General features: G+C 62.2%; 34 protein-coding genes. 30 read left to right on the top strand and 4 right to left on the bottom strand.

The genetic code is table 11. The features are described 5' to 3' along the window. The first annotated feature begins 129 nt into the window (after nt 1-129). Genes BN2476_RS20075 through BN2476_RS19965 form a run of 23 tightly spaced genes read left to right on the top strand, consistent with a single transcriptional unit; the run spans nt 130 to nt 20,038 of the window. Nucleotides 130-837 (top strand): DUF1441 family protein, encoded by a 708-nt coding sequence (locus tag BN2476_RS20075; protein ID WP_143810999.1) that lies wholly within the window; start codon nt 130-132, stop codon nt 835-837. Next, on the top strand, nt 830-2,923 hold the full coding sequence (locus BN2476_RS20070; protein WP_087735892.1) for a terminase gpA endonuclease subunit: 2,094 nt from the start codon (nt 830-832) through the stop codon (nt 2,921-2,923). Before BN2476_RS20075 ends, BN2476_RS20070 begins: the two co-directional genes overlap by 8 nt. Nucleotides 2,924-2,927: 4 nt before the next feature. After that, nucleotides 2,928-3,197, top strand: a complete 270-nt coding sequence (gene gpW / locus BN2476_RS20065; protein ID WP_087735891.1) for a gpW family head-tail joining protein — start codon at nt 2,928-2,930, stop codon at nt 3,195-3,197. Then, nucleotides 3,197-4,849, top strand: a complete 1,653-nt coding sequence (locus BN2476_RS20060; RefSeq protein WP_087735890.1) for a phage portal protein — start codon at nt 3,197-3,199, stop codon at nt 4,847-4,849. Before gpW ends, BN2476_RS20060 begins: the two co-directional genes overlap by 1 nt. Next, entirely contained in the window at nt 4,846-5,730 is an 885-nt protein-coding gene (locus BN2476_RS20055) for a S49 family peptidase (protein WP_087735889.1), read from the top strand. The genes BN2476_RS20060 and BN2476_RS20055 overlap by 4 nt, the downstream gene beginning before the upstream one ends. A 26-nt stretch (nt 5,731-5,756) precedes the next feature. Then, nucleotides 5,757-6,422, top strand: coding sequence for a hypothetical protein (locus tag BN2476_RS46520; RefSeq protein WP_160111731.1), 666 nt, complete (start codon nt 5,757-5,759; stop codon nt 6,420-6,422). A 42-nt stretch (nt 6,423-6,464) separates the two neighbouring features. Further along, complete coding sequence (locus BN2476_RS20040) at nt 6,465-7,121, top strand: head decoration protein (RefSeq protein WP_087735886.1); 657 nt, start codon at nt 6,465-6,467, stop codon at nt 7,119-7,121. Then, nucleotides 7,093-8,235: a major capsid protein gene (locus BN2476_RS20035; RefSeq protein WP_235850890.1), complete on the top strand. Its 1,143-nt coding sequence runs from the start codon at nt 7,093-7,095 to the stop codon at nt 8,233-8,235. Before BN2476_RS20040 ends, BN2476_RS20035 begins: the two co-directional genes overlap by 29 nt. Before the next feature lie 3 nt (nt 8,236-8,238). Beyond that, nucleotides 8,239-8,589, top strand: coding sequence for a head-tail joining protein (locus BN2476_RS20030; protein ID WP_143810998.1), 351 nt, complete (start codon nt 8,239-8,241; stop codon nt 8,587-8,589). Then, complete coding sequence (locus BN2476_RS20025; protein WP_143810997.1) at nt 8,582-9,190, top strand: hypothetical protein; 609 nt, start codon at nt 8,582-8,584, stop codon at nt 9,188-9,190. Before BN2476_RS20030 ends, BN2476_RS20025 begins: the two co-directional genes overlap by 8 nt. Nucleotides 9,191-9,199: 9 nt before the next feature. Next, the gene (locus BN2476_RS20020) at nt 9,200-9,439 is read left to right on the top strand and encodes a DUF2635 domain-containing protein (RefSeq protein ID WP_087735882.1); all 240 of its coding nucleotides are present in this window, start codon (nt 9,200-9,202) and stop codon (nt 9,437-9,439) included. 2 nt (nt 9,440-9,441) lie between these two features. Continuing rightward, on the top strand, nt 9,442-10,938 hold the full coding sequence (locus BN2476_RS20015; RefSeq protein WP_087735881.1) for a phage tail sheath subtilisin-like domain-containing protein: 1,497 nt from the start codon (nt 9,442-9,444) through the stop codon (nt 10,936-10,938). Nucleotides 10,939-10,996: 58 nt separating this feature from the next. Further along, entirely contained in the window at nt 10,997-11,365 is a 369-nt protein-coding gene (locus BN2476_RS20010) for a phage tail tube protein (RefSeq protein ID WP_087735880.1), read from the top strand. 15 nt (nt 11,366-11,380) lie between these two features. Next, nucleotides 11,381-11,923: a phage tail assembly protein gene (locus tag BN2476_RS20005; RefSeq protein WP_235850889.1), complete on the top strand. Its 543-nt coding sequence runs from the start codon at nt 11,381-11,383 to the stop codon at nt 11,921-11,923. Nucleotides 11,924-11,925: 2 nt separating this feature from the next. Then, nucleotides 11,926-12,096, top strand: a complete 171-nt coding sequence (locus BN2476_RS46515) for a hypothetical protein (RefSeq protein ID WP_160111730.1) — start codon at nt 11,926-11,928, stop codon at nt 12,094-12,096. Further along, on the top strand, nt 12,089-13,783 hold the full coding sequence (locus tag BN2476_RS20000) for a phage tail tip lysozyme (RefSeq protein ID WP_087735878.1): 1,695 nt from the start codon (nt 12,089-12,091) through the stop codon (nt 13,781-13,783). The genes BN2476_RS46515 and BN2476_RS20000 overlap by 8 nt, the downstream gene beginning before the upstream one ends. Beyond that, entirely contained in the window at nt 13,780-15,204 is a 1,425-nt protein-coding gene (locus tag BN2476_RS19995) for a DNA circularization protein (protein ID WP_087735877.1), read from the top strand. Before BN2476_RS20000 ends, BN2476_RS19995 begins: the two co-directional genes overlap by 4 nt. A 2-nt stretch (nt 15,205-15,206) precedes the next feature. Beyond that, the gene (locus BN2476_RS19990; protein ID WP_087735876.1) at nt 15,207-16,283 is read left to right on the top strand and encodes a phage baseplate assembly protein; all 1,077 of its coding nucleotides are present in this window, start codon (nt 15,207-15,209) and stop codon (nt 16,281-16,283) included. Continuing rightward, nucleotides 16,280-16,840: a phage baseplate assembly protein domain-containing protein gene (locus BN2476_RS19985; RefSeq protein WP_235850888.1), complete on the top strand. Its 561-nt coding sequence runs from the start codon at nt 16,280-16,282 to the stop codon at nt 16,838-16,840. Before BN2476_RS19990 ends, BN2476_RS19985 begins: the two co-directional genes overlap by 4 nt. A 3-nt stretch (nt 16,841-16,843) precedes the next feature. Further along, nucleotides 16,844-17,293, top strand: coding sequence for a phage GP46 family protein (locus BN2476_RS19980; protein ID WP_087735875.1), 450 nt, complete (start codon nt 16,844-16,846; stop codon nt 17,291-17,293). Nucleotide 17,294: 1 nt separating this feature from the next. Next, nucleotides 17,295-18,458, top strand: a complete 1,164-nt coding sequence (locus BN2476_RS19975; protein WP_087735874.1) for a baseplate J/gp47 family protein — start codon at nt 17,295-17,297, stop codon at nt 18,456-18,458. Between the two features lie 3 nt (nt 18,459-18,461). Continuing rightward, nucleotides 18,462-19,058: a YmfQ family protein gene (locus BN2476_RS19970; protein WP_087735873.1), complete on the top strand. Its 597-nt coding sequence runs from the start codon at nt 18,462-18,464 to the stop codon at nt 19,056-19,058. A gap of 8 nt (nt 19,059-19,066) precedes the next feature. After that, nucleotides 19,067-20,038 (top strand): hypothetical protein, encoded by a 972-nt coding sequence (locus BN2476_RS19965; RefSeq protein WP_087735872.1) that lies wholly within the window; start codon nt 19,067-19,069, stop codon nt 20,036-20,038. Nucleotides 20,039-20,047: 9 nt separating this feature from the next. Here the strand turns inward: BN2476_RS19965 and BN2476_RS19960 are convergent, their stop codons facing one another. The 3 genes from BN2476_RS19960 to BN2476_RS19950 all read right to left on the bottom strand — a co-directional run bounded on the left by BN2476_RS19960 (nt 20,048) and on the right by BN2476_RS19950 (nt 22,258). After that, entirely contained in the window at nt 20,048-21,154 is a 1,107-nt protein-coding gene (locus tag BN2476_RS19960; protein WP_087735871.1) for an acyltransferase family protein, read from the bottom strand. Between the two features lie 76 nt (nt 21,155-21,230). Further along, nucleotides 21,231-21,791, bottom strand: a complete 561-nt coding sequence (locus BN2476_RS45575; protein WP_143810996.1) for a hypothetical protein — start codon at nt 21,789-21,791, stop codon at nt 21,231-21,233. 155 nt (nt 21,792-21,946) lie between these two features. Next, complete coding sequence (locus tag BN2476_RS19950; RefSeq protein ID WP_087735975.1) at nt 21,947-22,258, bottom strand: transcriptional regulator; 312 nt, start codon at nt 22,256-22,258, stop codon at nt 21,947-21,949. Between the two features lie 210 nt (nt 22,259-22,468). Between BN2476_RS19950 and BN2476_RS19945 the strand changes: the two genes are divergently transcribed. From BN2476_RS19945 to BN2476_RS49535, 7 genes are read left to right on the top strand one after another with little or no spacing between them, the layout of a single operon-like run. Continuing rightward, nucleotides 22,469-22,906 carry a hypothetical protein gene (locus BN2476_RS19945; protein WP_087735869.1) on the top strand — a complete coding sequence of 146 codons (438 nt, stop codon included), beginning with the start codon at nt 22,469-22,471 and terminating at the stop codon, nt 22,904-22,906. Then, nucleotides 22,903-23,472, top strand: a complete 570-nt coding sequence (locus BN2476_RS19940) for a hypothetical protein (RefSeq protein ID WP_087735868.1) — start codon at nt 22,903-22,905, stop codon at nt 23,470-23,472. Before BN2476_RS19945 ends, BN2476_RS19940 begins: the two co-directional genes overlap by 4 nt. A 45-nt stretch (nt 23,473-23,517) precedes the next feature. Next, nucleotides 23,518-24,081, top strand: a complete 564-nt coding sequence (locus BN2476_RS19935; RefSeq protein ID WP_087735867.1) for a glycoside hydrolase family 19 protein — start codon at nt 23,518-23,520, stop codon at nt 24,079-24,081. Nucleotides 24,082-24,129: 48 nt separating this feature from the next. Further along, nucleotides 24,130-24,468, top strand: a complete 339-nt coding sequence (locus BN2476_RS19930; protein ID WP_143810995.1) for a hypothetical protein — start codon at nt 24,130-24,132, stop codon at nt 24,466-24,468. 8 nt (nt 24,469-24,476) lie between these two features. After that, complete coding sequence (locus tag BN2476_RS19925; protein ID WP_143810994.1) at nt 24,477-24,791, top strand: hypothetical protein; 315 nt, start codon at nt 24,477-24,479, stop codon at nt 24,789-24,791. 9 nt (nt 24,792-24,800) lie between these two features. Then, the gene (locus BN2476_RS19920) at nt 24,801-25,274 is read left to right on the top strand and encodes a hypothetical protein (RefSeq protein ID WP_087735864.1); all 474 of its coding nucleotides are present in this window, start codon (nt 24,801-24,803) and stop codon (nt 25,272-25,274) included. Further along, nucleotides 25,271-26,074 carry a patatin-like phospholipase family protein gene (locus BN2476_RS49535; RefSeq protein ID WP_087735863.1) on the top strand — a complete coding sequence of 268 codons (804 nt, stop codon included), beginning with the start codon at nt 25,271-25,273 and terminating at the stop codon, nt 26,072-26,074. The genes BN2476_RS19920 and BN2476_RS49535 overlap by 4 nt, the downstream gene beginning before the upstream one ends. Here BN2476_RS49535 and BN2476_RS19910 read toward each other — a convergent pair. Then, the gene (locus tag BN2476_RS19910; RefSeq protein WP_087735862.1) at nt 26,071-26,349 is read right to left on the bottom strand and encodes a hypothetical protein; all 279 of its coding nucleotides are present in this window, start codon (nt 26,347-26,349) and stop codon (nt 26,071-26,073) included. The two genes, BN2476_RS49535 and BN2476_RS19910, sit on opposite strands and share 4 nt — an antisense overlap. Nucleotides 26,350-26,446 lie beyond the last annotated feature (97 nt).

Raw genomic sequence — 26,446 nt, 5'->3', positions numbered from 1 at the left:
TTTGAGCAGCGGGAGGGTGTGCACCATGGTGGGGCGGGTCCTTCCGACCGCCCTGCCGGTACGCGGGCACTGCGCGCGCCCGGTTTTCCCGTTCCTCTGAGTAAAAAAAATCCGTTACACGTTACATCTATGGCGGCATCAAACGCAGCGCAAAGCCACGCGGCGTCTGGGAAGCGCGGTGTAACAAAGGGAGGCGGCAAGACCCGGGCGAAGGCGAAAGCCGTTACAGGTTGCACCGTTACACAGGGCGGCAGCGACGGGATGATCGGCAAGGTCGCGCTTTGCGAAGCGATCGGCTGGACGCGCCCGAAGCTCGACCGTCGCCTCGATAGCGATGTGAACTTCCCGATCGCGCAGCGCGGCACGCGCGCCGGCGGCTGGCAGTTCGATCTCGCTGCGGTGCGCGCGTATCTGGAAGGCGGATCGGTCGCGCAGCCTGCGAAGGCCGACGTGCGCTTCGATCAGCGCAGCGATCCGAAGGCATCGGGCAATCCGTACCCGGGCGCGAAGTACTCGGTCGTGCCGCCGGCGGGCGTCGAGCCTGTCGTGCACACGGGCGAACAGACAGCGCGGCAACGGCGCGACGCCGTACAGGCTGAGATCCTCGAAGACAAGCTGCGCCGCGATCGCGGCGAGCTGGTGCAGGCCGAGGTGATGCGTCAGGTGATCACGAAGATGCTCGTGCACCTCGGTAAGGGACTCGACCGCCTCGCCGACCAGGTGGTCGACAAACTGGGACTGCCGGAGTCGAACGCCGAAGACATCCGGGATCTGACCGACGATCTGCGCGCCACGATGGTCGACGAGCTGAACGTGCTGCTAGGTCCAGATGCTTGAGAACGCTTACGCGGACGCGTACCAGATCGGGCGCGAGTCCCTTGCGGCATTCATACCGCCAAAGCGTGAAACCGTCGCCCAGTACGCGGCGATGAACCGCCGGCTGTCGAATCAGGGCGGTGGCTTCGTTGGACGCTGGCACCACGAGAAAGCGCCGTATCTCGTTGCGCCGATGGAGATGCTCACGCGGCTCGACTATCTGACGACGGTGGTCGTCGGGCCCGGACAATCGGGCAAGACGGAGATCGCGCAGAACTGGCTGCTGAAGTCGGTGGCGAACGACCCGGGCGACATGCTCTGGTACATGCAGACGGATCCGGGCCTCGAGGCCTTCGTCAAGAGCCGGATCAACATGCAGATCAGAAGTCACGCCGAGATGGCGATGAAGCTCGGATCGAAGCCGGTGGACGATTCGCTTCACTTCAAGATGTTCGACGCGATGCGCGTCGAATTTCTCTCGGCGAACGATAACAACCTCATCAACAAGTCGGCGCCTCGAATCGTCGCCGACGAGGTTGATGCATATCCCGAGTCGTTGGGCGACATCAAGGCGGTGCTCGACGTGCGCCGTCAGACGTTCGGACGGCAGTCGATGCTGCTCGCGATGAGCCACCCGGACCGCGCTCGAGGCATGGTGCCGGAGCGCGACTGGACCGCCGGCATCATGGCGCTGTATGGCGATAGCGATCGGCGCGTGTGGTACTGGCCGTGCCCGCACTGCGGCGCGTGGTCGAGCCCGGTGCCGATCGCAGCACGCTACATGGTGCTGCACTATCAGGACGACTGGAGCCTCGACGAGATCCAGGAGAAGGCGCGGCTCATCTGCCCGGTGAACGGTTGCCTGATCGAGGACCGTGAGCGACGCGCGATGAACCTCGCGGCATATCGCTCTCCGTTCGGTGGGTGGGTCGGCGATGGGCAGGAGATCTCGCAGGACGGTGTCGTGACCGGCGAGCTCGTCGCGCGTGACAGTGCCGGGTTCTGGATCGTCGGCGCAATGTCGCCATTCATCCTTGGCGGCATTGGCGGTCTCGCACGTGCGAAGGCGAAAGCCGAGCGCGAGTTCGAGGTTGACGGTGACGACAAGACGCTTCGTCAGGTCGTCGCGAAGCAATGGGGCTTTCTGTATTCGCCGAAGCGCGGCACCGGTTCGATCGACGCGAACGTGCTCGCGGAGCGCGCCGAGGCGGCGCTCAAGCTGGGCGAGATACCAGAGGGCGTCCGCTTCCTCACTGCGGGCGTCGACGCAAACGGCGGCCGGTTCGAATGGCTGGTGCGCGGCTGGGGCGTGGGCGGCGAGAGCTGGGTGATCGAGAAGGGTCGCCTTCTCGGCGATCCCGCGACGAATGCCGATGACTGGGACCAGCTGCTCGAAATCATCACGCGCACATATCCGCTGGCCGACGGCACCCGTCGACGGATGCCGATTCGCGCATTCGGATTCGACAGCGGCGGCGAGGCCGGCGTGACGCAGCAGGCGTATTCCGCATGGCGCCGCTGGCGAAAGATGGACGGCATTGTCCGTCTGATCGGCAAGATCGCCGGGCGCGACGCGTGGACCGTGTTACCCACGAAGGGCGCCAGCGCGCTGCTCGCGCAGCGGCTCGTCGTGACGTATCCGGACACGGCGCGTAAGTCGAACCGCGCGGCCGCCGGCGGCACCGTTCCGGTTGCGCAGTTCAATCCGAACAGTTTTAAGGACGATCTCTCCGGCCAGCTCCAGAAAGCCGACGTCGGCGAGTGGTACGTGCATTTTCCGTATGCACTGCGGTCTCCCGAAGAACCTCACGTCTGGTTCGAGCAGCTGACGGCCGAGACGCGGATGAAGAACGGACGTTGGGAGAAGGCCATCAAGAGCCGCCGCAATGAGGCGCTCGACCTGATGGTGCTCACACACATGATGGCGCACCTGCACGGACTCGCTCAGATCGACTGGACGAAGCCGCCGTCGTGGGCTGCGCCCTGGGACACAAACACTTCGCTGGTCGCCGGATCCGCGGCGCCCGCGCCGAGCGCGCCTAAATCGTCGCCGTCAGGCGCCACGCCGGCATCCGCACCGAAATCTGGCGTTCACCGTTTCCGCTAATCCTATGGCCACAACCGATATCAGCTCACCGTACTACGGCATGAGCGACGCGCAGTTGCAGGCCGCGCTCGCCTCGGCCCAGCAAGCCTACCTCGACCTGCGCACCGGTCAACAGGCTGTCACGGTGGCATACACGCAGGGTGACGGTTCGCGCAGCGTCACGTTCCAGCAGACGAACATTGCGAACCTGCGCATGCTGATCGCCGAGCTGCAGCAGGCACTCAATCCAGGCGTGTGTATCAACAAGCGCCGTTACATCACGCCGGTGTTCTGATGGGCAAAGAGATCACGCTTGTCGACGCGGGTGGCAATCCGCTTCGTCGCGCGCGTGCCGACTATCCGAACGGCATGCCGCTGCGCAGCCAGGTCGGTGCCTCGTTCTTTCCGTATCAGGCTGCGGAGTGGCAGACGCAGGAGATGGGTGCGTGGCTGCCGTGGATCCGTTCGCCCGACGCCGAGATCACGCAGTTTCGCGACCGGATGGTCGCGCGCTCGCGCGATCAGGTTCGCAATGACGGGCGTTCGAGCGGTGGTATCACCAGGATACTCGACAGCGCGATCGGCGCGTCTCTGCGGCTGTCAGCCGCGCCCGACTATCGGGCGCTTCGCCTGATCAGCGGCGCGAATTTCGATATCCAGTGGGCGAAGGAATTCGCGAGCGCGGCCGAGGCGCGCTGGCGCCTGTTCTCGAACGATCTCGGCCGTTACAACGATGTGTCGAGGCAACTCACCGTTTCGCAACAGCTGAGGCTCGCGCTGCGTCACAAGCTGATCGACGGTGAGGATCTGATCGTCAACTACTGGAAGCCCGAGCGTGTGGGGCGCGGTGCCGCGCACTATGCGACGTGCTATCTGGTCGTGGATCCGGACCGTCTGTCGAACCCCATGCAGATGGTTGACACGAGGCATCTGCGTGGCGGCGTAGAGGTCGACGACGACGGCGTGCCGATCGCGTATCACATCCGGCGCGCGCATCAGAACGACTGGTACAACGCGGTCGAGAGCATGGAGTGGGAGCGCGTCGAGCGCGAAGATGACGACGGCTGGCGGCGCGTGATCCACGACTATGACCGCGATCGCGCCGGACAGAATCGCGGCATCGGTGTGTTTATTCCTGTGCTCGCGCACGCGAAGATGCTCGCGCGCTATTACGGTATCGAGCTGCAGGCGGCGGCGCTCGCCGCATCGATCGGCACCTACGTCACGAGCCCGTACGATCCCGCCGAGGTGCAAGACGCGATCGGCGGTGACCAGGAGCTCAAGTTCTATCAGAGCCTGCGAAAGGAGTGGAACGACGAGCGGCCGGCGATGTTCAACGGCGTGCGCGTACCCGCGCTCGCGCCGGGCGAAGAGATCAAGGCGGTCGCGTCAGATCACCCGCACAACGGTTTCACCGAGTTCGTGCATGAGATGCAAGGATGCGTCGCTTCAGCGCTTGGCGTCCCGATCGAGCAGGTGACGCAGGACTGGTCGCGGAGCAACTACTCGAACATGCGTGGCTCGATGCTCGAGGGATGGAAGACGCTGATTCGCCGGCGCCTGGATTTCTCCGCCGGTACCGCGACGCCGATGTATGCGGTGTGGCTTCGTGAAGCGATGGAGAACGATGAGCTTCCGCTGCCGAACGGCGCGCCCGATTTCATCGAAGCGGCCACCGCGTACGCGGCATGTTCGTGGCTCGGACCGGCCCGCGGCTGGGTCGATCCCGTCAAGGAACCACAAGGCTCCATTCTCAAGATGGACGCGGCGCTCACGACGCTTAAGCAGGAAGCGGCCGAGCAGGGTCTGGATTGGGAGGAAGTGCTCGACCAGCGCCAGATCGAGATCGAGGCATTCAACAAACGCGGCATGCCGCTCCCAGATTGGGGCGGCAGCGAAATGGCTACGCGTACCGACGAACCTCCCGAAGAGCCGAAGGCAGCATGATCAACTATCCCCATCTCGCGACGCGGCTTTTCAACGTGCCGATCGCGATCCTGCCGCACAAGGCGGAAGTCGTGATGGCTGCGCTCGCAGACCGCTTCGGCATCTCGCATCTCTTTCGTGCGGACGGCTCGACGCTCGAGCTGGCGAACGGCGGCGCGCGCGCGTTCCTCGACGCGGAGGATGAAAGCGAGGAAGCGCAGTACAAGCCGTATGACGTCGCGGAAGGTGTCGCTCGCATTCCCATCGAGGGCACGCTGGTGCACAAGCTGGGCACGCTCTATCCGTATTCCGGCATGACGGGCTATGACGGGATCCGTGCGCTGCTGAGCATGGCGTTGGGTGACCCGGACGTGCGCGCGATCATGCTCGATATCGATTCGCCCGGCGGCGAAGTGTCCGGTTGCTTCGATCTCGTCGACGCGATCTACGAGGCTCGCGGACGCAAACCGATCTGGGCCGTGCTGACCGAGAGCGCCTATTCGGCTGCCTATGCGATCGCGAGCGCGGCCGACAAGATCATCGTCCCGCGAACAGGCGGCACCGGCAGCGTGGGCGTGATCTGCATGCACGTCGATATGTCGCAGGCACTATCGAAGGCGGGCATCGACGTCACGCTCATCCACTATGGCGCAAAAAAGGCCGACGGCAACGAGTTCAATCCGCTGTCGAAGGAGGCCCTCGCGCGCTTCCAGTCGGATGTCGACAAGATGGGTGAGATCTTCGTCAAGACCGTCGCCCGCAATCGCGATCTCAAAACGGCCGTCGTGCGCGACACGGAGGCCGGCACCTTTCTCGGCGCCGCTGGCGTCGAAATCGGCTTCGCCGATGCCGTCATGGCACCGGACGAAGCCTTCGCTTCCCTGCTCGACGAGCTGGGCTGATTCATCCCACCATCAGGGTAAATCCAATGAGCAATACGTTACGCAACCTCATGTCGCGAGGTGGGTTGAGCTTCGCCCATCTTGGCCGCGGTTCTCGTGCATCGGACGAGAACAACACTTCCGATGACAAGGGCAAGAAAGGCAAGCGCGCTTCTGACGAAGATGACGATGGTCAGAACCGCGAAAATGGCGACGCCCGTGGTAGCAGCGCCGAAGGGGGCGGTGATGGCGACGGCGACGGCGGCGGCGACGGTGAAGGTGACGGCGATGAGGAAGACGACAGCGGCAAGGGCAAGAAGGGCAAGAAAGCCAAGGCCGCAGATGACGACGGGGACGGGGACGATGACGGTGACCCGAACGCCGACGACGATGACGATGAAGAGGAGATGCGCGGCAAAAGCGCAGCTGCTCGCGCGCGTCGTCGTGAACGCGCGCGTTGCGCCGCGATCTTCGCCAGCAAGGGTGCCGGGCGCAATCCAGTTCTCGCGTGCAAGTTGGCTTTCACGACTTCCATGACGCGCAGTGAGGCTATCGAGGTGCTGGACGGTTCGCCGGCACCGGAGGGCAGCCGCGGGCGCCGCCAGAACCCGAACCTCGGCATCGACAGCGACCGCAACGCGAACAGCGAGCAGTCGGTTGCGGCCAGCTGGGACGTTGCGTTCCAGAAAGCCGGCGCAAAGCGTCGCCGCTAAGCGTAGGCACCGTAGTCCAATCCCTCACTCTGGAATCCGATCATGGCTCAGACTCCTCTCACTGAAAACCGGCACGACGGTGGATTTCTCGTGTCCGAGGCGCGCGGTCACCGTTCGCGCGACCCGATGACCTTCAGCGGCACGGTGAAGCATCTTCCCGGCGAAGTCGTGGCGAAGAAGGCAGGCGGCACGGCGAACGCCGCTGCGAAAGCCGGCAACACGGGCAATGGTGTGTTCACGCTCGACGCGACGACGCCTGTGCTGCCGAATGCACAGGCTGGCGTCTATGTCGTGCGCTGCACGACAGCTGCTGCGAATGGCGGCACGTTTCGCGTGTTCGATCCCACGGGCGATGTGATCGGCGATGTCGTCGTCGGCCAGACGTTCTCCGATGGCATCAAGTTCGCGATCGCAGACGGTGCGACGGACTTCGTGGTTGGCGACGAGTTCGACGTCACGGTATCGGCCCTTTCGGCAAAGCTGGTGCCGCTTAACCCGACGGCGACCGACGGCACGCAGATTGCAGCAGGTATTTCGTTTGGCACGTACGACGCGACGGCAGCAGACGTGCCCGGGCTCGCGGTGGTTCGCGACGCCGAAGTGAACGGCGGCGAGTTGATCTGGCCGGCGGGCATCACCGCAACACAGATTGCAACGGCAACGGGGCAGCTTGCCGCAATCGGGATCATCACTCGCTAAGTCGAATCCCTCGCAGTCTCTTCCGTCGTTTGTCACTTGGTCGCGTTCGCGGCCATTATTATTTCTGGAGCCGATAATGGCCAGTTTGGACGTATTCCATCAGGATGCCTTCTCGACCATCCAGCTCACCGCTGCGGTCGACAAATATCCGTTTCAGCCGCAGGGGCTCGGCGACCTCGACATTTTCGAGGATGAACCGATCCGCAATACGGTGCTCGCCGTCGAACAACGTCAGGGTCAGCTGATCCTGATTCCGACATCGCCGCGCGGCGCAGAAGGCACGCAGCGTGTCACCGAGCAGCGCGGCGCGCGGTACTTCAAGGTGCCGCGCCTGATGCATAGCGACACGATCTATGCAAACGAGATCCAGGACATCCGCGCGTTTGGCACGGAGTCGGAGCTCATGCAGGTGCAGGCTGAAGTCGCTCGCCGCGTGAGCGGCCCGACGGGCCTGCTGCGCAACATCGAGTACACGTGGGAGTACCATCGCCTGGCGGCATTGCAGGGGATCCTGCTCGACGCGAACGGATCGGTGATCTACAACTTCTTCGACGAATTCGGCATCACGCCGGCGACGGAAGTGCCGTTTGATCTTTCCGCCCAGACCGCGAACTCCATCCGCCCGATCTGCAACGGGATCCGCCGCGCCATGATGCGCAAGGCGCAGGGCGCATGGCTTCCGTCGACGAGGGTGTACGCGATGTGCGGCGACGAGTTCTACGACGAATTCGTGAATCACAAGGACGTGATCCAGACGTTCATCAACTGGTCGGCCGCGGCAGATCTGCGCGACGACAGCCAGGGCGCGGCGTTCGATACGTTCAAGTTCGCCGGCATTTACTGGATGAACTATCGCGGGTCGGACGACAACACGACCATCAAGATCCCGGACGACAAGGTCAAGTTCTTCCCGGTTGGCGCGCCCGGTGTCTTCCGCCGCGCGCTGGCGCCGGGCGAATCGTTCGAATGGGTGAACACGCCGGGCAAGCCGACGTACATGATCCCGATCTTCGATCGCGACCGCAATTCGTGGTGGAAGGTCGAGGGCTACAGCTACCCGCTGCATATTTGCACGCGGCCGGAAATGCTGCAGACGGGTCGCGCCGGCACGTAAGCCATGCCATTCGACTGGCGCGCTGTTACCGACCGGATGAACGGCGTGGTGATGAAGACGTTCGGCGAGGCGGAGCGGGTGCTGTATATGCCCGTCTCCGGCGCCGCGTCTTACGTGATCGACGGCGTGTTCGACGAGGCCTTCCTCGAGCTGTCGATTGTCGACGGCGCGCAGGTGGCGACGGTCCAGCCTCGACTCGGGATCCAGCAGTCGCAGTTCGCGTCGGCACCGGTGCAGGACGATCAGCTGCAGATCATCCGCACCGGTCTCATCTATGTCGTGCGCGAGGCGCGGCTCGACGGGTGGGGCGGCGGCGGTCTCATGCTCAATCTGGTGAGTAACGTCGATGGCTGATCCCACTGGGCGCGCCGCGATGCGGCAGCTCGTTGTGGCTGCATTGCAAACGGCAGCTGCCGCACCAACGATTCAATCTCCCGGTGACTGGAGCGTGCCGCCGTCGAAGCTGCCGGCGATCCTGGTGCGGAATGGCGTCGAGCGTAAAGCGTCGTTGGGGACAAGCGGTCAGACGCAGTTCAATACGGACTTTGTCATCGAGATCCGCGCGATCGTCTCTGGATTGACGGCCGAGGCTGCGCAAGATGCTCTCGATGCTCTCGGCGCGACCATCGAAGACATCCTCCTGCGCGACGTCGGAATTCGCGGCGAAACGCAGGACTTCCCGGCGATCGACACAACGACGGAATACAGCTCAGACGGCCGAGTGCATTTCGCGGCCATCAGCATTTCGCTGCACTTCCAGATCTACGAGGCATTCGAGCCTGATGTGACCAACACGCTCGAGCGCATGCAACTCACCGTCGATCTCAGAGGCCCGTTTGACCCGAACGGGACATATCCGGACCCGCCATTCCCCGACGCAATTCCACCGGCACCTCGCACCACGGGGCCCGACGGACGTGCAGAGGGCGTTATCGACCTCGATTTTTCTGATTAGGAGTGACGCATGTTCGTCAAACCCGCAGCGGGTATGAAGATCCGCGACCCGGATATGAAGGACTTCCTGCCCGATGAGGGTCGCGAAGTGCCGGACGATCACCTGTATTGGGTGAAGCGTCTGAGCGACAAGGATGTCGAGCTCGGCGAGCGGCCGGCGCCGGAGGTTGTGGCAGAAGCGCGTGATCCGGAGCACGCCGAAACCAAAGCCGTCGACGAAGCGTCGACGCATCCCGATGGGAGCGCGTGATCATGACGGTACCGTTCAAGAACATTCCGGCTGGCGACCAGATCCGGGTTCCGCTTTTCTACGCGGAAGTCGACAACAGCCAGGCCAACAGCGCTACCCAGACGCAGCGCGCGCTTATCATCGGCCAGATCACGTCTGGCGGCAGCGCGACCGCCAACGTTCCGGTGATTTCGCAGGGCGTCGCGGACGCGAAGTCCGCAGGTGGCCAGGGGTCGATGCTCGCGCTGATGACGGCGGCCTACCGCAACAGCGACAGCTTCGGGGAAGTCTGGTATCTGCCGCTCGCGGACGATCCGAGCGGAACAGCTGCGGGTGGCTCGATCAACTTCACTGCAGCCGCAACGGCAGCGGGTGTGCTGTTCCTTTACCTCGGTGGCCAGCTCGTAACCCAGAGCGTGACGTCTTCGCTCTCGGCCGCGCAACTCGCGACCGCGCTCGCCGCGACGGTCAACGCGAACACTGATCTTCCTGTGACGGCGGCAGTCGACGGAACCACCACGTCGAAAGTGAACTTCACGGCGAAGAACAAGGGTCTGGCCGGGAACGATATCGACATCCGCGTGAATTATCGCGGCGCGGCCAACGGTGAAGTCACACCGACGGGGCTCACGTTCACGATCACGGCGATGACGGGCGGCCTGGTGAATCCTTCGCTGACCACCGCGCTCGCCAACCTCGCAGATGCACCGTTCGACTTCATCGTGATGCCTTACACGGACTCGACGTCGCTCGACGCATTGAAGTCGTTCCTCAACGACACGAACGGACGCTGGAGCTGGTCCAAGCAGATCTACGGGCATTTCTTCGCGGCATATCGCGGCACTGTGGGCGCGCTCACAACGTTCGGCGTCACCCGGAACGATCAGCACGGGTCAGTCATGGGCTTCAACGACTCGCCGACGCCCGCGTGGCTGCTGGCCGCGGACTACGCGGGTGCCGCTGCCGCAGCGCTTCGCGCGGATCCGGGTCTGCCGCTGCAGACCGTCGCGTTGTCGAGCTTCCTGCCTCCGCCCGTGGCGTCGCGCTTCGCGTTGACGGACCGCAACACTTTGCTGTTCGACGGGATTTCGACGTTCACCGTCGCCGACGACGGCACTGTCGCGGTTGAAAATCTGATCACGACTTACCAGAAAAACCCGTTTGGCCAGCCGGACAACAGCTATCTGCAGGTCGAGACACTGTTCCTCTTGATGTATGTGTTGCGTCGCCTGAAGGGTGTCGTGACGTCCAAATACGGCCGGAAGAAGCTGGCGGCGAACGGTACACGCTTCGCACCGGGCGCAAACATCGTGACCCCGAACACCATCCGTGCCGATCAGATCGCCGAGTACAAGGCGATGGAGTTCGAAGGTTATGTTCAGAACAGCGATGCGTTCTCTGCCGGCCTCATCGTCGAGATCGATTCGCAGAACCCGAGTCGCGTCAACGAGCTGTGGGACGGCACGTTGATCGGCGGCCTCCGGATCTTCGCGCTGCTCGCCCAGTTCAGGCTGCAGTAACCCACGCTGATGCCAAACAAGCCGCCTTCGGGCGGCTTCTCTTTTTTGTGAGCCTGAAATGTCGAACACGAAAAATCGCATTGCCGGCACTGCGTACCTGACGGTCGATGGCGTCTCGTATCCGGTTGCCGGGGATTTTGAATATGACCCGAGCGAACGGTCGCGCGAGTCGCTCACGGGGCAGGACACGGTCCACGGCTTCAGCGAAAAGCCGAAGGTCGGCTCGATCAAGGCGACGCTGCGCGATATGGGCGGCCTCTCGCTGAAGCAGATCAACGAGATGGACGATGTGACCGTCACTGTCGAGCTGGCGAACGGCAAGACCGTCATCGGCCGGAACATGTGGACCGTGAATCCCCAAGGTGCGAAGGCCGAGGACGCCACCGTGCCCGTGGAATGGGAAGGTCCGGACGTGTCGGAGAACTGATCCGTGCGAGAAACCATGACACTCACGTTTCGCCGTCCGATTACCGTCGGAAAGGGCGAAAACGAAAAGACGTATGCCGAACTGCAGCTGCGTGAACCGCGCGCAGGCGATTACGAGCAGGCCGAGAAATCGGGCGGCAAATACGGATTCGTCGTCGCGCTGGTCGCGATCGTCAGCGGAGTACCCATTGACGTCGTCGACGAGCTTTTCTCCAGCGAGATCGATGAGGCGGAAGACTTCTTCAGCGGCTTCGCCGACGAGGCGGTCCTTATGCCGGACGTGCGCAGCCCGGATGAATTCACGCTCGAGCTGCAGGCACCGGTGAAATTGACGGATGACGCAACCGCGCTCAACGCGACGAAGCTCGATCTGTGCGAGCCGACTAACCTGCAGCGCCGCAAGGCGCGGCAAGCGGGCGGACCGTTCGCCTCGTCGATCGAACTGATTTCGATCGTGGCTCGCGTGCCGCGCAAGACGGTTCGCTCGTTGAGCGCGCGCGATTTCCACTCGGCCACCGGTTACTTCAACGGTTTTCAGATTCGCCGGCGGCCCGACTGAGCATGCTGGTCGCCGGCGCGAATGCGCTCCCCGATGGGTGGGAGCAGATGCTCGCCGACGCAGCGCATTTCTGGGAGATCGCACCCGCATCGCTCTGGAACGCCACCTGGAGTGACGTCGAGTGGCATCTGATCGAGGCGAAGCGCATCCTTTCGGCGAAGTCCAATGGCTAACAACAAGATCCAGTTCGTCATCACCGCGGTTGACCGCGCGACGTCGACCGTCCGAAAGGTCAAGGGCTCGATCGCCAGCACGTTTGCGCCTGTCACGGCGCTCGGCAAATCGCTGGCCTCCCTCAGCAGGGAAACGGGACTTAGCCGACTCGTAAGAGGCCTCACGTCGGCGACGCGTGCAGCAGGATCGCTGCTCGGCAAGATAACGATGATTGCGACGCCGCTGGGGCTGCTCGGCGGCCTCGGGTCGATCGCTGGTCTCGCGTCCATCGTGACGAGCTGGGGGCGCGCAGGGCAGGAGATCGACCGCACGTCGACGCTGCTCGGCATCAACACGCAACAGCTGCAGGAATATCGCGGCGTGGCGCGTTTGGCAGGCCTGTCGACGGACAGCATGGATGCATCGCTGCAGTCGCTAGGCGACACGATGCAGGGCGCGGTGAACGGCCGCGCGCCGGAGACGCTCGCGCTGATGAGCGCATGGCAGATCGGATTGCACCGGACGGCCGACGGCGCCGTCGACGTCTCCCGCGCCATGCTGGACGTGTCGCGTGCGATCCGCTCGAACTTAAGCGCTGGCGGCAACATCCAGTCTGCGCGCCAGATCGCGCAGGCCTTCGGCGTGGAGTCGCTCTTGCCGTTGCTGATCAAGGGGCCGAGTGCGATTCAGGATCTCGTGCGGCAGTTCGACAATCTGCACGCGACGATGGACCCGAGCGCGATCAGACAGGCAGAGGAATACGCGCAGAACATTGCGAAACTCGAGCTATCCGTGGTTTCGCTGAAGGATGCATTGGGCAACGCGCTGATTCCGGTGCTGCAGCCAGCCATCGAGCTGATGAGCGAATGGCTCGCCGTTCCGGAAAACAAGCAGAAGCTGATTGATGGCGTTGCCGGCGCGGTGCGCTTCCTCTCTGACGAGATTAAGAGTTTCGACTGGGAAAAGGCGAAACGCGGCGCCAGCGACTTCTTCGATCTGGTCTCACGCTCGTACGAGATCCTCATGCACGTCGCGCATCTGGGCTCGCGGGTGGGCACCGGGTTCGAACGGTTCGGTAACGCACTCCGCGGCAATGGCCTGAGCACGAATGACGAAGTGGCTGCCGGCGTCAACGGCAACACTACGTCCGCCATCGAGTACTTCCAGTCTCGGGGCTGGTCGCGATCACAGGCGATTGGCATCGTTGCGAACCTGCAGCGCGAGAGCCAGCTTAACCCGGGCGCGGAAGGTGATAACGGCCAGGCCCGCGGCATTGCTCAATGGCATAAGGATCGGCAGGACGCTTTCCAGAAATGGGCGGGTAACTGGATCGGCAACTCGACGCTCGAGCAGCAGCTCGGCTTCGTCGACTACGAGCTTCGCAATGGCAATGAGCGCGCAGCAGGTTCGGCGCTCGCAGGCGCGACGACGCCAGAGCAGGCCGCAGCGATCGTATCCCGAATGTACGAGCGGCCGTCGGATGCCGATGGCGAGGCGTCGTCGCGCGCGCAGTATGCGGGGCAGCTGTCAGGTCTGTATGGGGGCGATTCGACGCAGTCCTCGCTCGGGCCCGGCGAACAGGTGGTGAAGGTCGACATTAACCTGCAGGGCGCGCCGCGCGGCACGCGCACATCGGTCAGCTCGTCGAAGAAAGTCGATACCAACGTGCGCACCGGTCAAACGATGGATCTTGGAGCGGCACTATGAACGTAGGTGGCGGCGCGGGTGCCGTTCTCGGCACCACATCCGGCATTACGAATCTCGCCAGCTCGCTCGCCGCGCGGCTCGGCGGCACGATGGGGTCATATTTCGATCGGCTGCGGCCCGCGTCTTTCCGTGGGCTGCCTTTTGTCTCGCTCTCGGCAGAGGGATCCTTCGGCCGACGCAACGTGCTTCACCAGTATCCGAAGCGCGACACGCCGTGGGCCGAAGACATGGGTCGCGCCGCGCGGCGATTTCAGGTGCTCGGCTTCCTTGTTGGCGATGACGTCGTTGATCAACGCGAGGTGTTGATCAAACTGGTGGAAACGGAGGATTCGGGCGAACTGATCCACCCGACCTATGGCCGACGTTCCGTCAATCTGATGGATTTCCGCGTCATCGAGCGATGGGACAAGGGACGGTATTTCGAGCTGCAGTTCGATTTCGTTGAAAGTGGAAGTCGCGTATTTCCGACCGCGGCGAACGGAACGACGAGCCTGATCGCATCAGCGGCCGCAGCTCTCGGGTTGTCGGCTGCAGCCGACTTTGCAGCTCGCGCACTGAGCACGTTGGCATATGGCGCTTCGGTGGTGAACATGGCTGTCGGAACAGCACTCAGCTGGTACACGACCGCGAAGAACCTCGTCGGAGATGCTCGAAACCTCGTGCACCTCGTGTTCAACCTGCCGGGAGCCTTCGGGCGGTTCGCCGGCAGCGCCACGGTGCCGACGTTCAGCAAATATCCGGGAGCGCCCGTATCGACGGCGACGACGGTCGATCAGGCGATCGTTCAGTCGGTGCAATCACGCACAGCTGTGTCGGCGGCGTCCGATACCCTCGCGACGGCTGCGGCGGGACTCGATGCCAGCTCGACAGATGCGTACGCTACCGCAGCGCAGGGCGTCGCCAGCGCGCTGTTGTCGGCAGCACCGAGCCCAGGCGATGGAATGCGGCTTCTTACGACGCTCGCGAACTTCTATCCAGACGCGCCGACGACGTCGTCGACGATCGGCGGCGCGATGTCGACCATGCAATCCGCCTCCGGAGATCTGTTTCGTCGTGCCGCGATCGCGTCAGTGGCGATCGCAGCCTCGAGATATCAACCGACTTCCTCCGATGATGCCGCGGCCGTCCGCGAGGCCGTGACGGCATTGATCGATTTGGAGATCGAAGTAGCGGGCAATCAGGGCGAGGACTCGACCTACGGCGCGCTGCGGACACTGCGCGCGGCCGTCGTGCAGGACCTGAACAAGCGCGGCGCCGGGCTGGCGTCGATCGCGACATTCAACTTCAAGGCGAATCTTCCTGCGCTCGTGCTCGCGCAGCGTCTCTATCGCGACCCCAGCCGTGCGGACGAGCTCGTAGCGCAGGCTGATCCGGCGCACCCGGCATTCATGCCACAGACGTTCAAGGCGCTTTCTTCCTGACGATGGCTGATGATCTAACTTTGATGCTCGACGGTTCGAACGTATCGGGCTGGGAGCGCATTCGCGTAACACGCGGCATCGAACGACTGCCGAGCGAGTTCGAGATCGAGATGACGGACCTGTTCCCGGGCGACCTCGAATCGATCAGCGCGATACCCGGGCAGAAGTGTCAGGTGGCGCTCGGAGGGGACGTTGTGATCACCGGTTATGTCGATCGCGTCATTCCCGGTGTGGCGCCGGAACGCCACTACATTCGCGTGATCGGTCGCGGCAAATGCGAGGATCTGGTGGACTGCAGCGCGGTCTGGCCCGGCGGCCAGATCAGTGGTTCAAATGCGCTGCAGATCGCGCAGAAGCTTGCGAAGAGCTACGGCATTGAGGTGACGAGCGACGGCAACGAAGGGCTGAGTATCCCGCAGATCAATCTGATGATCGGCGAATCGGCCTTCGAGGTCATTGAGCGGGTTTCGCGATACGCTGGCCTGCTCGCCTATGACCTGCCGGACGGCAATCTGAGACTCGCGCGCGCCGGCGTCGATGCGCACACGTCGGGGTTCGTCTACGGTGAGAACGTCGAGGAAGCGGAGTTCGAGTGGGCGGCGGATCTCCGTTATTCACAGATCGATGTGTATCTGCTCACGATGCAGACGATGGGCGACGCGGGCGTGAATCTAGTGCCGGTCGCAACGGCCACCGACGCGACGGTGGATCGATTTCGCAATCTGTATATGGTCTCAGAGCAGGTGCAGGCGGGCCGAAACATTGCGCAGGAACGCGCGAACTGGGAGGCGGCGCGTCGGGCTGGGCGATCGCAGGCTGTTCGCGTGCTGACCGATAGCTGGCGAGACGGCAGCGGGACCCTCTGGACGCCGAACACCCTCGTTCCAGTAACGATCCCGCCGCTCAAGATTCCGGATGAGACCTTTATGTTGATTTCCGAGGTCACGTATTCGCTCGACGAAGAGGGTGGAACGCATGCGTCGCTTCTCCTGATGCCGCCAGAGGCATTTACGCCGGAACCGACAATCCTGCAGCCGTTGTCTCCGGACGTCGTGCGCGGTGCACCGGATGCCCCATGAGCAGCTATCTGAACCGCACAGCGCGGCGAGTATTGAACACGTTGGCCCGTGGCATTTTGCAACTCGTGGCGGACGGCGGCGACGTTCAGCGGATGCAGGTCAAGTTCAGTCCGCTCGAGACGACAGACAACATCCCTCGCTGCGCCGAATACGGCTTTGTGTCGAATCCGCCCGATGGGTCGGACGCGGTGGTGATATTTGGCGCCGGCGACCGCTCCAATGGTGTGGTCATCGCGACGGGAAACGCCACCTATCGTCTCAAGGCGCTCGCGAGCGGCGAGGTTGCGATTCACGACAGCCGCGGCCAGTACGTCTATCTGACCGAATCCGGCATCAAGGTCGATGGCGGCGGAAACCCGGTACTTTTCACGAATCTGACGAAGCTGCGAGTGGAAGCACCGATCGAAAGCACTGGCGATATCACCGACAACGTCGATACGACGGGACGCAGCATGTCCGCTGATCGTGTGATCTATGACGGTCATACGCACGACATCGTGAACATCCAGACCGGCGGCAGCACGCGCACGTCGAACGCCCCGAATCAGCCGGAGTAACCGATGTCCGACATCACTATCGTTTGGGACGTCGACAACAGCAGGGGAGACTGGCTGCTCGTCGGGCCCGCGCTCGCCACGGGTAATGATCTCGACAACGGCATTCTCATCAGCCTGTTCACAGATCGCACGGCGAACACCGACGACGCGATACCGGATGGCACAAACGATCCGCGCGGATGGTGGGGCGATATCGGGGAAGACGTGCCCATCGGATCGCGCCTCTGGCTTCTCAGCCGCGCGAAGCAAACGCAGGAAACGCTCAACAACGCCGTCGATTACACGCGCGAAGCGCTTGAATGGATGATCGACGACGGCGTGGCGGCGCGCATCGACGTGTTGGCGCAATGGGTCCGATCATCGTTTTTGGGCTTGCAGGTCACTCTCTATAAACAGGACGGCACCACGGTAGCTTCGAAGAGCTACGCATGGGCCTGGAACCAGATCTCCTGACATGCCATACGCACGCAAGACATTCGCGCAGATACGCTCTGACGCGATGGCCGATATCGCGGCCGCGCTCGAAGGATCGGACCCGCTGCTGCGCTTCGCCGCGCTGAAAATTATCGGCGTCGTGCTCGCGGGCATGACGAACGAGGAGTACGGCTATCTCGACTGGATTGCCAAGCAGACGAATCCTTTCACGGCCGAGGGCGAATACCTGCAGGCATGGGGTGCGCTGAAGAAGGTCTATCAGAAGGACGCGAGCGCAGCGCAGCTGTCGGCCACATTCCAAGGCACCAACGGCAAACCATTGAGCGCCGGCACCGCGATCGTTCGAGGCGACGGCGCCACATACACAGTGATGACGACGCAAACGGTGTCTGGCGGATCGGTGACCGTCACGATCGTCGCGGACGTCGCAGGCTCGGCCGGTAATGCGGATGCCGGCACGGTGGTTTCCCTCGATGTCGCGGTCGATGGCATCCAGTCGACGGGTGCGGTAGCGGGAACCGTGGCATCGGGTGCCGATATCGAAGATCAGGAAGAGTTCCGCGATCGTGTGCTCGAGGCGTATCAGCAGACGCCGCAGGGTGGGGCGGCGCCGGATTACGTGCAATGGGCCGAGGCTGTGGCTGGAGTGACACGGGCGTGGTGCGCGCCGAACGGATTCGGCGCCGGCACTGTCGTTGTCTATGTGATGCTGGACGAAGCTCAGGCGGCACATGGTGGATTCCCGCAGGGCACGAATGGCGTTTCCCAAAATGACAAGGGGCCTGGGGGCCTGCCACGCGCTACCGTTGCGACAGGCGATCAACTGGTGGTCGCCGACGTCATCGTATCGAAGGAACCGGTGACGGCTCTCGTATGGATCTGCTCGCCGATCGCGAACACACTTTCGTTCGTACTCTCGGGCACGTCGAGCTGGTCGACGGCGACCAGAACTGCAGTGGAAGCTGCGATCTCTGATGTGCTCTTCAGAAACGGTGATCCACGCGGAGGAACGATCGACAGATCAGATATCGATTCGGCGATCGCATCGGTTGCCGGCACAGCGGGCTTCGTGATCACTTCCGTCTCTGGAGTGATTAGCGGCGTCACGACGCCGTACCCGGGGAATATCACAGGCAGCTTCGGCTCGCTTCCCGTCCTCGGCGGCGTCACTTTCAACACCTGATCCATGCTCGCACCGATTCTTACCGACGCGGACTTTCTGACCGTATTGCAGGCGCTCATGCCGCGCGGCCGGGTCTGGCCGCGTGACGCCGACGCTGTCCAAACGAAGACGCTAGCCGGCTGTGCGCCCACTTTCACGCGACTGACGGCACGCGCTAATCAGTTGCTGGTCGATGGTTTTCCCGCATCGACATACGAGCTTCTACCCGAATGGGAATCGTCGCTCGGCTTGCCCGATCCGTGCGCAGGAGCGGCGCCGACGATCGCGCAACGTCAGCAGCAGGTCGTTGCCCGATTCGCAAATAGCGGCGGACAGTCGATCGAGTATTTCATCGAGTTCGCCGCCAATCTGGGTTACGCGATCACGATCGAGCAATACACGCAGGCGCGGGCAGGCATTCTCAAGGCGGGCGATCCGTGCTGCGGCTACGACTGGAATTTCGCATGGAAGATCACAGCGCCATTGAACACGGTCATCCGTGCGGTGGCGGGCGCTATGGCAGCCGGAGATCCACTCGCTGCATGGGGAAATGCAGTGCTCGAATGTGAAGTCAACGCCGTCAAACCGGCACATACCATCCCGATTTTCGCCTACGCATAAGAGGTCACATGTTTCGAATTGACGACGCTACAGCAGCCAATTCGCTTCCCGCGCCGGAAGCGGCGGGAGCGGAAGGCTATTTCACGGAAGGCAACCCGGCCACCGGAACACCCGCGACGAACGTGCGCGGATCATGGCTCAACATGATTCAGGAAGAATTGTGCGCGATCCTCGCAGCGGCCGGAATCGTCCGCGCGAAGACGACCTACAACCAGGTCAACGCGGCGCTGCAGAAGATGTATTCGCCTGTAGTCGGTACTGTGCGCAATATGGTAATGAACGTGAGCACAGCATCTGCGTCGGCAACGCTAACCGCTGATCAGATTGTTGTAGCGACTGCACTTAACGGACAGACGTTCATTCTGTCGAGCGTCAACAAGACGATCAATCTCGCGGGCACGAATGGCGCAGGCGCGATGGATACGGGTTCGGCGCCGGCGAGCGGCTATGTCGCGGTTTATTTGATCTACAACCCGACGACGCAGACCGCCGCATTGCTTGGTGTGAATGCGACGTCGACTGTGGTTTCAGAGATTTACAGTGGTAGCAACATGCCGAGCGGGTACACCGCCAGTGCGCTTGTTTCCGTTCGAGCGACGAACGGGTCGAGTCAGTTCGTCCCATCCTCGCAACGCGATCGAAAGGTATTTTTCCCGGGCGTTAGTCAGACTCTTGTCGTTGCGGCAAGCTATACGTCCAATACGATTGCGGGCTTCGTTCCGAAAAATGCGAAGCGAATTTCTGGTTACATCGGCGCGTCGGTCACTACGTCAGGTAATACGGTGACATTGAACATTGCAAGCGACGCGTTGGGCACTAATCAGAAGCAAATGTCATACGGCGGTGGTCCTACCGGCCTGTCGACACCATACGAGAACCTAGAATTGCTGACTGCTCAGACTTATTACTACCAGATGACTGCCGGGGGCGGTACTTTCACTGCGGCCTGTCCATTCGCCGTGAGCAGCTACGAGTTCTAACATTTATCTTTATGCTGCGAGAGTGCCGATGTTTTTCTTCCGTCCGAGCCTCATCGCCATGGATCTGCGCTCAACGAGGTAGTAGGAGGCTGCGGCGCTCGGTATCCCGACGCCGCAGTTGATAGCAAATACGCTCCAGCCGGTAAGCCCGTATTGCATTGCTGTAACTGCAACCGGGAAATGAAAGAGGTAGAACCCGTAGGAGATCATGCCAAGCCAAACTACGGTTTTGTTCCGAAGCACCGCCTGAACAATGCCACCTTGCGCATAGACGCAGTCGAGTATCAGGACGCACGTCAGTACATACACAGCCGTGTATGTAATGTAGAACCCTTCATGCGAGATCTCGCTCCCGGCGAGAGAGATGCCGATAAGTGCGAGCATGCTGGCTGGCGAGGCATACCTTAGCCAGTTGCATAGCTTGGTGATCGACGATTGATCTATGTGTATCGACGAAAGAACGACAGCAAGAAGCGCACCGCAAAGCAGCCCATCAGCACGCGTGTCGGACCCATTGTAGAGGCGATCAAACGTCGCCTCGTGCGCTGCCATCCAGCAGCGGGTAAACCATGATGCGCAGATCAGAACGCATATCGAAACGATCAGCCATTTACGCCGAAGCGCACGCGTTAGTACGAGAAGTGTCGTAGGCCAGATCATGTAAAACTGCTCTTCGAGGGACAGTGACCATGTGTGCCCGATGTATTTCGGAAAACCGTAGCCCAAGGCGCGCGTCCAATTCGACACATAAAAAAAAGCTGCCGCACTTTCGCGAAGAGCATCGTGCAAAGGAATTGGAACCCCAAATAACGCAGTAAACAGAAGGAAACCGGCGAGCATTATCACCAGCGGGGGGCCAAGCCGTAAAACGCGCTTAAGATAAAAACGCTTATAGTCAAATGAGCCTGTTTCCATCTGCTCACGGATTATGATCGAAGTGATCAGAAAACCACTCAGAACGAAGAACATGTCTACGCCTAACGTGGCGCCAGGAAAGAGGGCTCGGCCAGCGAATACAATGTTTGAGTGGAAGAGAACGACTAGCATCACCGCAAAGCCACGTAGGCCGGTGAGCCCCGGGAAATATCCAGCCGGGGCTGTGTATTTGTCCAGCATGCGCCCTCAGAAATTTCTTGTAAGTAAGGGCGACACTATACGATGAACCCAAGAAAGATGCCCCTACCTTGTTTGTTCAAAACGTGTAGTTGAGCGTGAGCATATGCGCGCCACTCCAGCCGGGCGGCACGTTCATCGCGTTGTAGGTATGTGTTTTCGCAAAGATGTAGTTGTAACGCAGGCTTACCGCGCCGTAAGAAACTGCCGCTCCGACTAGAGCGCCAGCCTCCCATTTCGGCGTATGGTGAAACGTCTCGACCTGGCCTGCGTTCCACCACTGGGAGTCGCTGATCGCCGTCGCGGTTGCATCGTATGTCGAGCGGAAAACGGTTGGGCCTGCCTCAATGCCGAAGCGCCACTTCCGATATGTCCAAAACGGCTCGACGGTCAGGGCGACGGCTTGCATAGTTCCGCCCGATACGAAGCTACGCAAAGGTCCGCAAGGCCCAACGCAAGAGTGTGCGGTGGGGCTGTAGTAGCCGTCATGACCGTTCGGGCCATAGTAACCATCACCTCCATCCGGCGCCGCGAGGCTGCGCACGCTCGCGCGCCCGAAGTTCAAATATGCAAGGTGCATCGCCAGACCCGGCACGAACGAGCCGGGCGTGTGGTCGATTGCGTTGAGCTGGACGCCCACGCGGTAGGCCGGCGCGGATAGATGGGAGTTGTGCGGTAGGCCTTTATTGACCCAGAGGCCGTCTTCGTCGCTATAGCGCGAAGCTCCGATGCCAGCTTCAAACTGGAACCATGACTCGGCGTGCGCAGCCGCAGCTGCGCAACCGAGCAACGTGGCTAGGGCTGCGGATCTCCATCGGAATCCGGGGCGGCGAGCGGATCGACCTTCGCGCCGACCCGGCGCATTTCGGCATACACGGCGTCGATCGTAATCGCGGTACCGCGCAGGGCTAGGATCCGTGCAGCCAGATAGAAGAGCATGTGAAAACTCATCTTCCGTCCGTTCTTCGGATCGTCGGCCAGGGAGGTATATCGGCGGAACTGACGGCCATTCGCCAACCCAACCAGATCTGCCATCTGATTGCTCGAGAAGTTGAGCTCGTCCTTCAGACGGATCAGATCGTCCGCCGTTACGGTTTTGAAATTCATCGAGGACGTTTCCAGGCGCGCGCGCACGACGCGCACGAAAGCACAGTTTCATGTTCATTCCTTTCGGAGTAGCGAACCGCGCGGGAGCGCAGCTCTATAAGACGAATAATGTACCCATCGGGTACGCGGGGTCAAGAAGTAAATGCGGACAAGACCAAGCCATCCATCGGGTGGCTTTTTTTATGCAGCCTTCATGGAGCTAGTTCGTCGATGGCGACTACCGAGGATTTTTCGCTGGTAAAGCTGCTGTCAGGTATATCGGCGTCGCTTGTTGTGTGTTCATCGATCCTGTCGGCCGGCTACATGCGGATGCGCAAGCAGCTCTCCGACCTCAAGAAAGACGAGTCGAGCAACCAGCTCGACATTCGGCGGGATGAAATCGAGGCGAAGAGCCTTGAGAGCCTTGACCGGGCATCGAAGGAATGGGAGTCGCAGTATCACAAGGCGATCGCCCGCGAGACGCGGTACCGTCGACTGCTCGCCGTGTCTGAGGCCCGCTATCGGAAGATGGTTCAGCAGGCGGCCGAAGATCGAATGCAGGACCGGCTAAAGATTGAGGCGCTCGTCGCCAGCCTCGCGGAGAAAGACCGCTTTATCGCGCAGCTGCAGTCTCAAATCGGAGGCCGTCAGCGGACGGATACCCAATGACGAAAGGCGAACACATCAAAGCGGTCTGGCACAGGTGGGACCTCTACGTGATCAACGTGCTGGTAGTGCTGCTCGCCGGAGCCGTCGGCGCGGCGATCATGAACTGGATGAACTCGACCGAGCGAACGTCGCTTGTCGCGCGTTTCCCCGTTGTGCGCGCCGAAGAGAGGGCTGCCTGCACGCGCGAGTTTTCTTCGCAGATCAGCGGTCTCAAGTCCACGCTGGCGGCGCGTGAAGAGATGGACAAGCGCACGGCGGCCGACGTCGCCGATATGAAAGGCCTGATGACGACCACGAATGAGCTCGCGGCTTACACACTTCGATTCCTGGGCGATCGCGCGCGCGTGAACGATCAGCGCACGGCCGCCATGCTCAAGCAAACGAAGGAAGCTGCGGCCGCTGCCACGGCCGCGCAGAAGAGCACGGCGACGGTCGAGCAGAAGGTAACCGACGTCGCCGTAAAGGCCGATGAGGCGGCGAGCACGGCAAAGGCCGTCGACCGCAAGCTGGATCGTGCAACACAACCGACCTTGCCCGCGAAGCCGTGGGCTGGTTACCGCCAGTAGTTCTTCAGTCTGAACTCGCGCGAGTCCTTCGCGCGGAGGATCCCAATGTCTCCCGAAACGCTCGCCTCGGCGCTGCAGATCTCGCTCGCCCGTGCAACCCAGTGGGCAGATCCGCTTAGCGCCGCGATGGCGCTGTATGACATCGATTCACCGATGCGTCAGGCCGCTTTTCTCGCGCAGTGCGGCCACGAATGCGGCCGCTTCGTCTGGCTACGCGAGATCTGGGGCCCCACGCCCGCGCAGCGTCTATATGAGCCGTTCACGCCGAAATCGAAGGCGCTAGGCAACAGCCAGCCCGGCGACGGTTTCCGGTACCGGGGCGGCGGTCTTATCCAGATCACGGGCCGATACAACTATCGGGTGACGGGGCAGAAGATCGGCGTCGACCTCGAGGGAAGTCCCGATCTGATCATCGAGCCGTCGACAGCCGCACTCGCGGCCGCGCAGTTCTGGAGCGACCGCAACTTCAACGCATACGCCGATGCCGGCGCGTTTCTGACGCTTTCGCGCGCGATCAACCTCGGCAATCCAAACAGCGCGGCGATGCCCGAAGGGATGGACGATCGAAATCTGCTCTACACGAGCTGCAAGCAGGCGCTCGGCATCTGATCACCCAATTCGCCGCCTTCATGCGGCTTTTTCACCTGGAGATTGACCTTGAACTCATCGATGTGGGCGAAGTTTCTGGCCGCCGTGCTTCTGTTCGCCATCTGGCTCGCGCTGGTGATTATGAAAATGGTGCCACCCGATCCGCTCGTGTTTGCCATCAGCCAGGCGCTCGTCGGTCTCGGCGTCTATCACGCCTCGACAGAATCGAAGTCGACTGTGGTGCCGGGCAAACTGCTTCGATTCGATCCGGAAAAGGAAGCACCGACAACCGCGACCCTCGGGGAAAAGATCGCGGGCGGATATCAACCGACGTCCGGTGTCATGTCGCCGCCGCCCACACCTAACCCGACGTCGCCGCCCGTGGCGACGCCGCCAACCGTCCAATGATCCGGCTCATGGTTGCGGCACTCATTGCCGCGAGCCTGTCCGGATGCGCGTCGCTCTGGTACGCGGGCATCGCGCGGTATGAGATCGAGCCTATCCCTGACAGTAATCCCCCCAGCTGTTGCGTGCTGCGCGTCTGGAATGGCAAGCAGATGGCCACCGTCGACGCCACGTTCACGCGCACCCCAGCTGGGGACTTCACCATCTCGCTCCGGGAAACAGACGTCGAAGCATTCCAGGGGCAGGCAACCGCCGCTGCTGCGGCATCAGACGTCGCTGCGGCCGCCGCTGGCGCGGCCGTGACGGCAATCAAAACCCTCAAGTAAGAGACCCACATGAAACGACTACGTATGCTGCTTGCGGCAGGCCTCCCCGCGTCCGTCGCCCTGCTCGCGGGCTGTCAGGGCACGGCTCCCTCACTGTCTTTCCAGCAGGCGACCGCGCTCGTCTGCGCAGACGCCAAAACGGCCGTCCAGATCATGACGGACGACGGCGTGTTCACGGGCGGCGCGCTGAACACGCTCAACAACGACTTCAAACCCGCGCTCGACAAGGTCTGCGCGTCGGGCGTGACGGTTACGAAACCGAATCTGCAGGCTCTCGTCGACGTGGGATTGCCGCTGCTGAAAACGCTCGTGGCTGCGTCGAGCCTGCAACAGCAGATGAAGAACAGTGCGAATGCAGCTATCGACGTGGCCACGCTCGCGGTCAATACGGCGATAGCGTTGCAACCAGCGACGACGAGCACGACACCGGCGCCGGATCCAGCTTCGGCGCCGGCGGCCGCGAGCACGGTCATCGCATCATGAAGAAACGGATCCGTGTTGCACTGAGCGGATCCGGCTTTCGCCTCGGCGCGCACCTCGGCGCGCTGCAGGCGATCGTCGATGCCGGCTACGAGATCATCGAGCTTGCGGGCACGTCGGGCGGATCGATCGTCGCGGCCATGTATGCGGGTGGCATGCGGCTGGGCGACATGCACGATCTGTGCATGCGGATGGACTGGTCTCCGATGATGCGCTTCTCGCCGTGGGCAGTACTACGGCATCAAGCGCTGTGCTCGGGGACTGCGCTCGAGGCGTTCCTGCGTGACGGGAGCAAGGGCAAGACGTTCGCGGATCTCGAGCTCGACCTCAAGATCATCGCGGCCGATCTGCTGACGGAGAAGGAATTCCAGTTCTCGCGCGAGACGACGCCGAAGGTGCCGATCGGGATGGCGGCGCGCGCGAGCGCATCGATTCCGATCGTGTTTCCGCCCGTCGACGTCGCCGGTGCGCTGCTCGTCGACGGCGGCACGGCCGACAATGTGCCTGTCAGCGATCTGACGGTCGACGAGGTGCCGCGGCTCGGGATCTATCTCGTATCGGATGACGCGCCGCTGCGGCCGGGCAGGTACGGGTTGCGGACGCTCGCGCCGCGGATCATCGATCTGATGTTGGCGGCGAACGAGACCGCGCACGTCGACCTCGACCAGCGCAGCGGCGCCACGATCGCGCGCATTCCGACGGGCTACGCGAGTTCGTTTGACCGCAACATGCCGCTCGCGACTCGGCGCAGGCTTTACGAGGACGGCTACACGAACACGCAGCTCGCGCTCTCCAGCCTCTAGTCCTTCGGCAGGCTTCCGCCCATCACGCCGAGCCGCACCTTCTCCTCGAGCATCGCGTCGATGACGTGCTGCAGCTTCGCCTTCAGCTCGCCGTCCTCCTTATGCCAGATCGCCAGCTGGGCATCGAGCGCATCCGCGTGCACCTGTCGCATGGCGGCGCGGGCGCGATGCACTTCGAGGATCAGTCGGCGCACGTCTGGATCCCGGAAACGGCGCCAAAGCTCCCTGAGTTCGTGGTCGCTGACGGTCGGAAAGTCGGTTGGGGTGAGGCGCATGGTCTGTCTAAAACACTGTGTTTTTATACAGTATAGCTGACGCTTTCCCGGCCCCGAATTTCGGAATGGGTCTCTGGAAACCCGCATTAAATGGTGG

The sequence above is a fragment of the Paraburkholderia piptadeniae genome, from assembly GCF_900007165.1.
Lineage (GTDB): Bacteria > Pseudomonadota > Gammaproteobacteria > Burkholderiales > Burkholderiaceae > Paraburkholderia > Paraburkholderia piptadeniae.
This window is presented reverse-complemented; position numbering and strand designations above follow the sequence as displayed.

Bases quoted from the DNA above. Each gene is read 5' to 3' on its own strand.
- BN2476_RS19975 (WP_087735874.1), top strand. From the start codon at position 17,295: ATGCCATACGCACGCAAGACATTCGCGCAGATACGCTCTGACGCGATG.
- BN2476_RS20060 (WP_087735890.1), top strand. From the start codon at position 3,197: ATGGGCAAAGAGATCACGCTTGTCGACGCGGGTGGCAATCCGCTTCGT.
- BN2476_RS46515 (WP_160111730.1), top strand. From the start codon at position 11,926: ATGCTGGTCGCCGGCGCGAATGCGCTCCCCGATGGGTGGGAGCAGATG.
- BN2476_RS20075 (WP_143810999.1), top strand. From the start codon at position 130: ATGGCGGCATCAAACGCAGCGCAAAGCCACGCGGCGTCTGGGAAGCGC.
- BN2476_RS19910 (WP_087735862.1), bottom strand. From the start codon at position 26,349: ATGCGCCTCACCCCAACCGACTTTCCGACCGTCAGCGACCACGAACTC.
- BN2476_RS20025 (WP_143810997.1), top strand. From the start codon at position 8,582: ATGGCTGATCCCACTGGGCGCGCCGCGATGCGGCAGCTCGTTGTGGCT.
- BN2476_RS20040 (WP_087735886.1), top strand. From the start codon at position 6,465: ATGGCTCAGACTCCTCTCACTGAAAACCGGCACGACGGTGGATTTCTC.
- BN2476_RS19950 (WP_087735975.1), bottom strand. From the start codon at position 22,258: ATGAATTTCAAAACCGTAACGGCGGACGATCTGATCCGTCTGAAGGAC.
- BN2476_RS19960 (WP_087735871.1), bottom strand. From the start codon at position 21,154: ATGCTGGACAAATACACAGCCCCGGCTGGATATTTCCCGGGGCTCACC.
- BN2476_RS19935 (WP_087735867.1), top strand. From the start codon at position 23,518: ATGTCTCCCGAAACGCTCGCCTCGGCGCTGCAGATCTCGCTCGCCCGT.
- BN2476_RS19925 (WP_143810994.1), top strand. From the start codon at position 24,477: ATGGTTGCGGCACTCATTGCCGCGAGCCTGTCCGGATGCGCGTCGCTC.
- BN2476_RS19965 (WP_087735872.1), top strand. From the start codon at position 19,067: ATGTTTCGAATTGACGACGCTACAGCAGCCAATTCGCTTCCCGCGCCG.
- gpW (WP_087735891.1), top strand. From the start codon at position 2,928: ATGGCCACAACCGATATCAGCTCACCGTACTACGGCATGAGCGACGCG.
- BN2476_RS19980 (WP_087735875.1), top strand. From the start codon at position 16,844: ATGTCCGACATCACTATCGTTTGGGACGTCGACAACAGCAGGGGAGAC.
- BN2476_RS19985 (WP_235850888.1), top strand. From the start codon at position 16,280: ATGAGCAGCTATCTGAACCGCACAGCGCGGCGAGTATTGAACACGTTG.
- BN2476_RS20070 (WP_087735892.1), top strand. From the start codon at position 830: ATGCTTGAGAACGCTTACGCGGACGCGTACCAGATCGGGCGCGAGTCC.
- BN2476_RS49535 (WP_087735863.1), top strand. From the start codon at position 25,271: ATGAAGAAACGGATCCGTGTTGCACTGAGCGGATCCGGCTTTCGCCTC.
- BN2476_RS19970 (WP_087735873.1), top strand. From the start codon at position 18,462: ATGCTCGCACCGATTCTTACCGACGCGGACTTTCTGACCGTATTGCAG.
- BN2476_RS20015 (WP_087735881.1), top strand. From the start codon at position 9,442: ATGACGGTACCGTTCAAGAACATTCCGGCTGGCGACCAGATCCGGGTT.
- BN2476_RS20055 (WP_087735889.1), top strand. From the start codon at position 4,846: ATGATCAACTATCCCCATCTCGCGACGCGGCTTTTCAACGTGCCGATC.
- BN2476_RS19995 (WP_087735877.1), top strand. From the start codon at position 13,780: ATGAACGTAGGTGGCGGCGCGGGTGCCGTTCTCGGCACCACATCCGGC.
- BN2476_RS19990 (WP_087735876.1), top strand. From the start codon at position 15,207: ATGGCTGATGATCTAACTTTGATGCTCGACGGTTCGAACGTATCGGGC.
- BN2476_RS46520 (WP_160111731.1), top strand. From the start codon at position 5,757: ATGAGCAATACGTTACGCAACCTCATGTCGCGAGGTGGGTTGAGCTTC.
- BN2476_RS20020 (WP_087735882.1), top strand. From the start codon at position 9,200: ATGTTCGTCAAACCCGCAGCGGGTATGAAGATCCGCGACCCGGATATG.
- BN2476_RS19945 (WP_087735869.1), top strand. From the start codon at position 22,469: ATGGCGACTACCGAGGATTTTTCGCTGGTAAAGCTGCTGTCAGGTATA.
- BN2476_RS20030 (WP_143810998.1), top strand. From the start codon at position 8,239: ATGCCATTCGACTGGCGCGCTGTTACCGACCGGATGAACGGCGTGGTG.
- BN2476_RS20005 (WP_235850889.1), top strand. From the start codon at position 11,381: ATGACACTCACGTTTCGCCGTCCGATTACCGTCGGAAAGGGCGAAAAC.
- BN2476_RS19920 (WP_087735864.1), top strand. From the start codon at position 24,801: ATGAAACGACTACGTATGCTGCTTGCGGCAGGCCTCCCCGCGTCCGTC.
- BN2476_RS19940 (WP_087735868.1), top strand. From the start codon at position 22,903: ATGACGAAAGGCGAACACATCAAAGCGGTCTGGCACAGGTGGGACCTC.
- BN2476_RS20000 (WP_087735878.1), top strand. From the start codon at position 12,089: ATGGCTAACAACAAGATCCAGTTCGTCATCACCGCGGTTGACCGCGCG.
- BN2476_RS20010 (WP_087735880.1), top strand. From the start codon at position 10,997: ATGTCGAACACGAAAAATCGCATTGCCGGCACTGCGTACCTGACGGTC.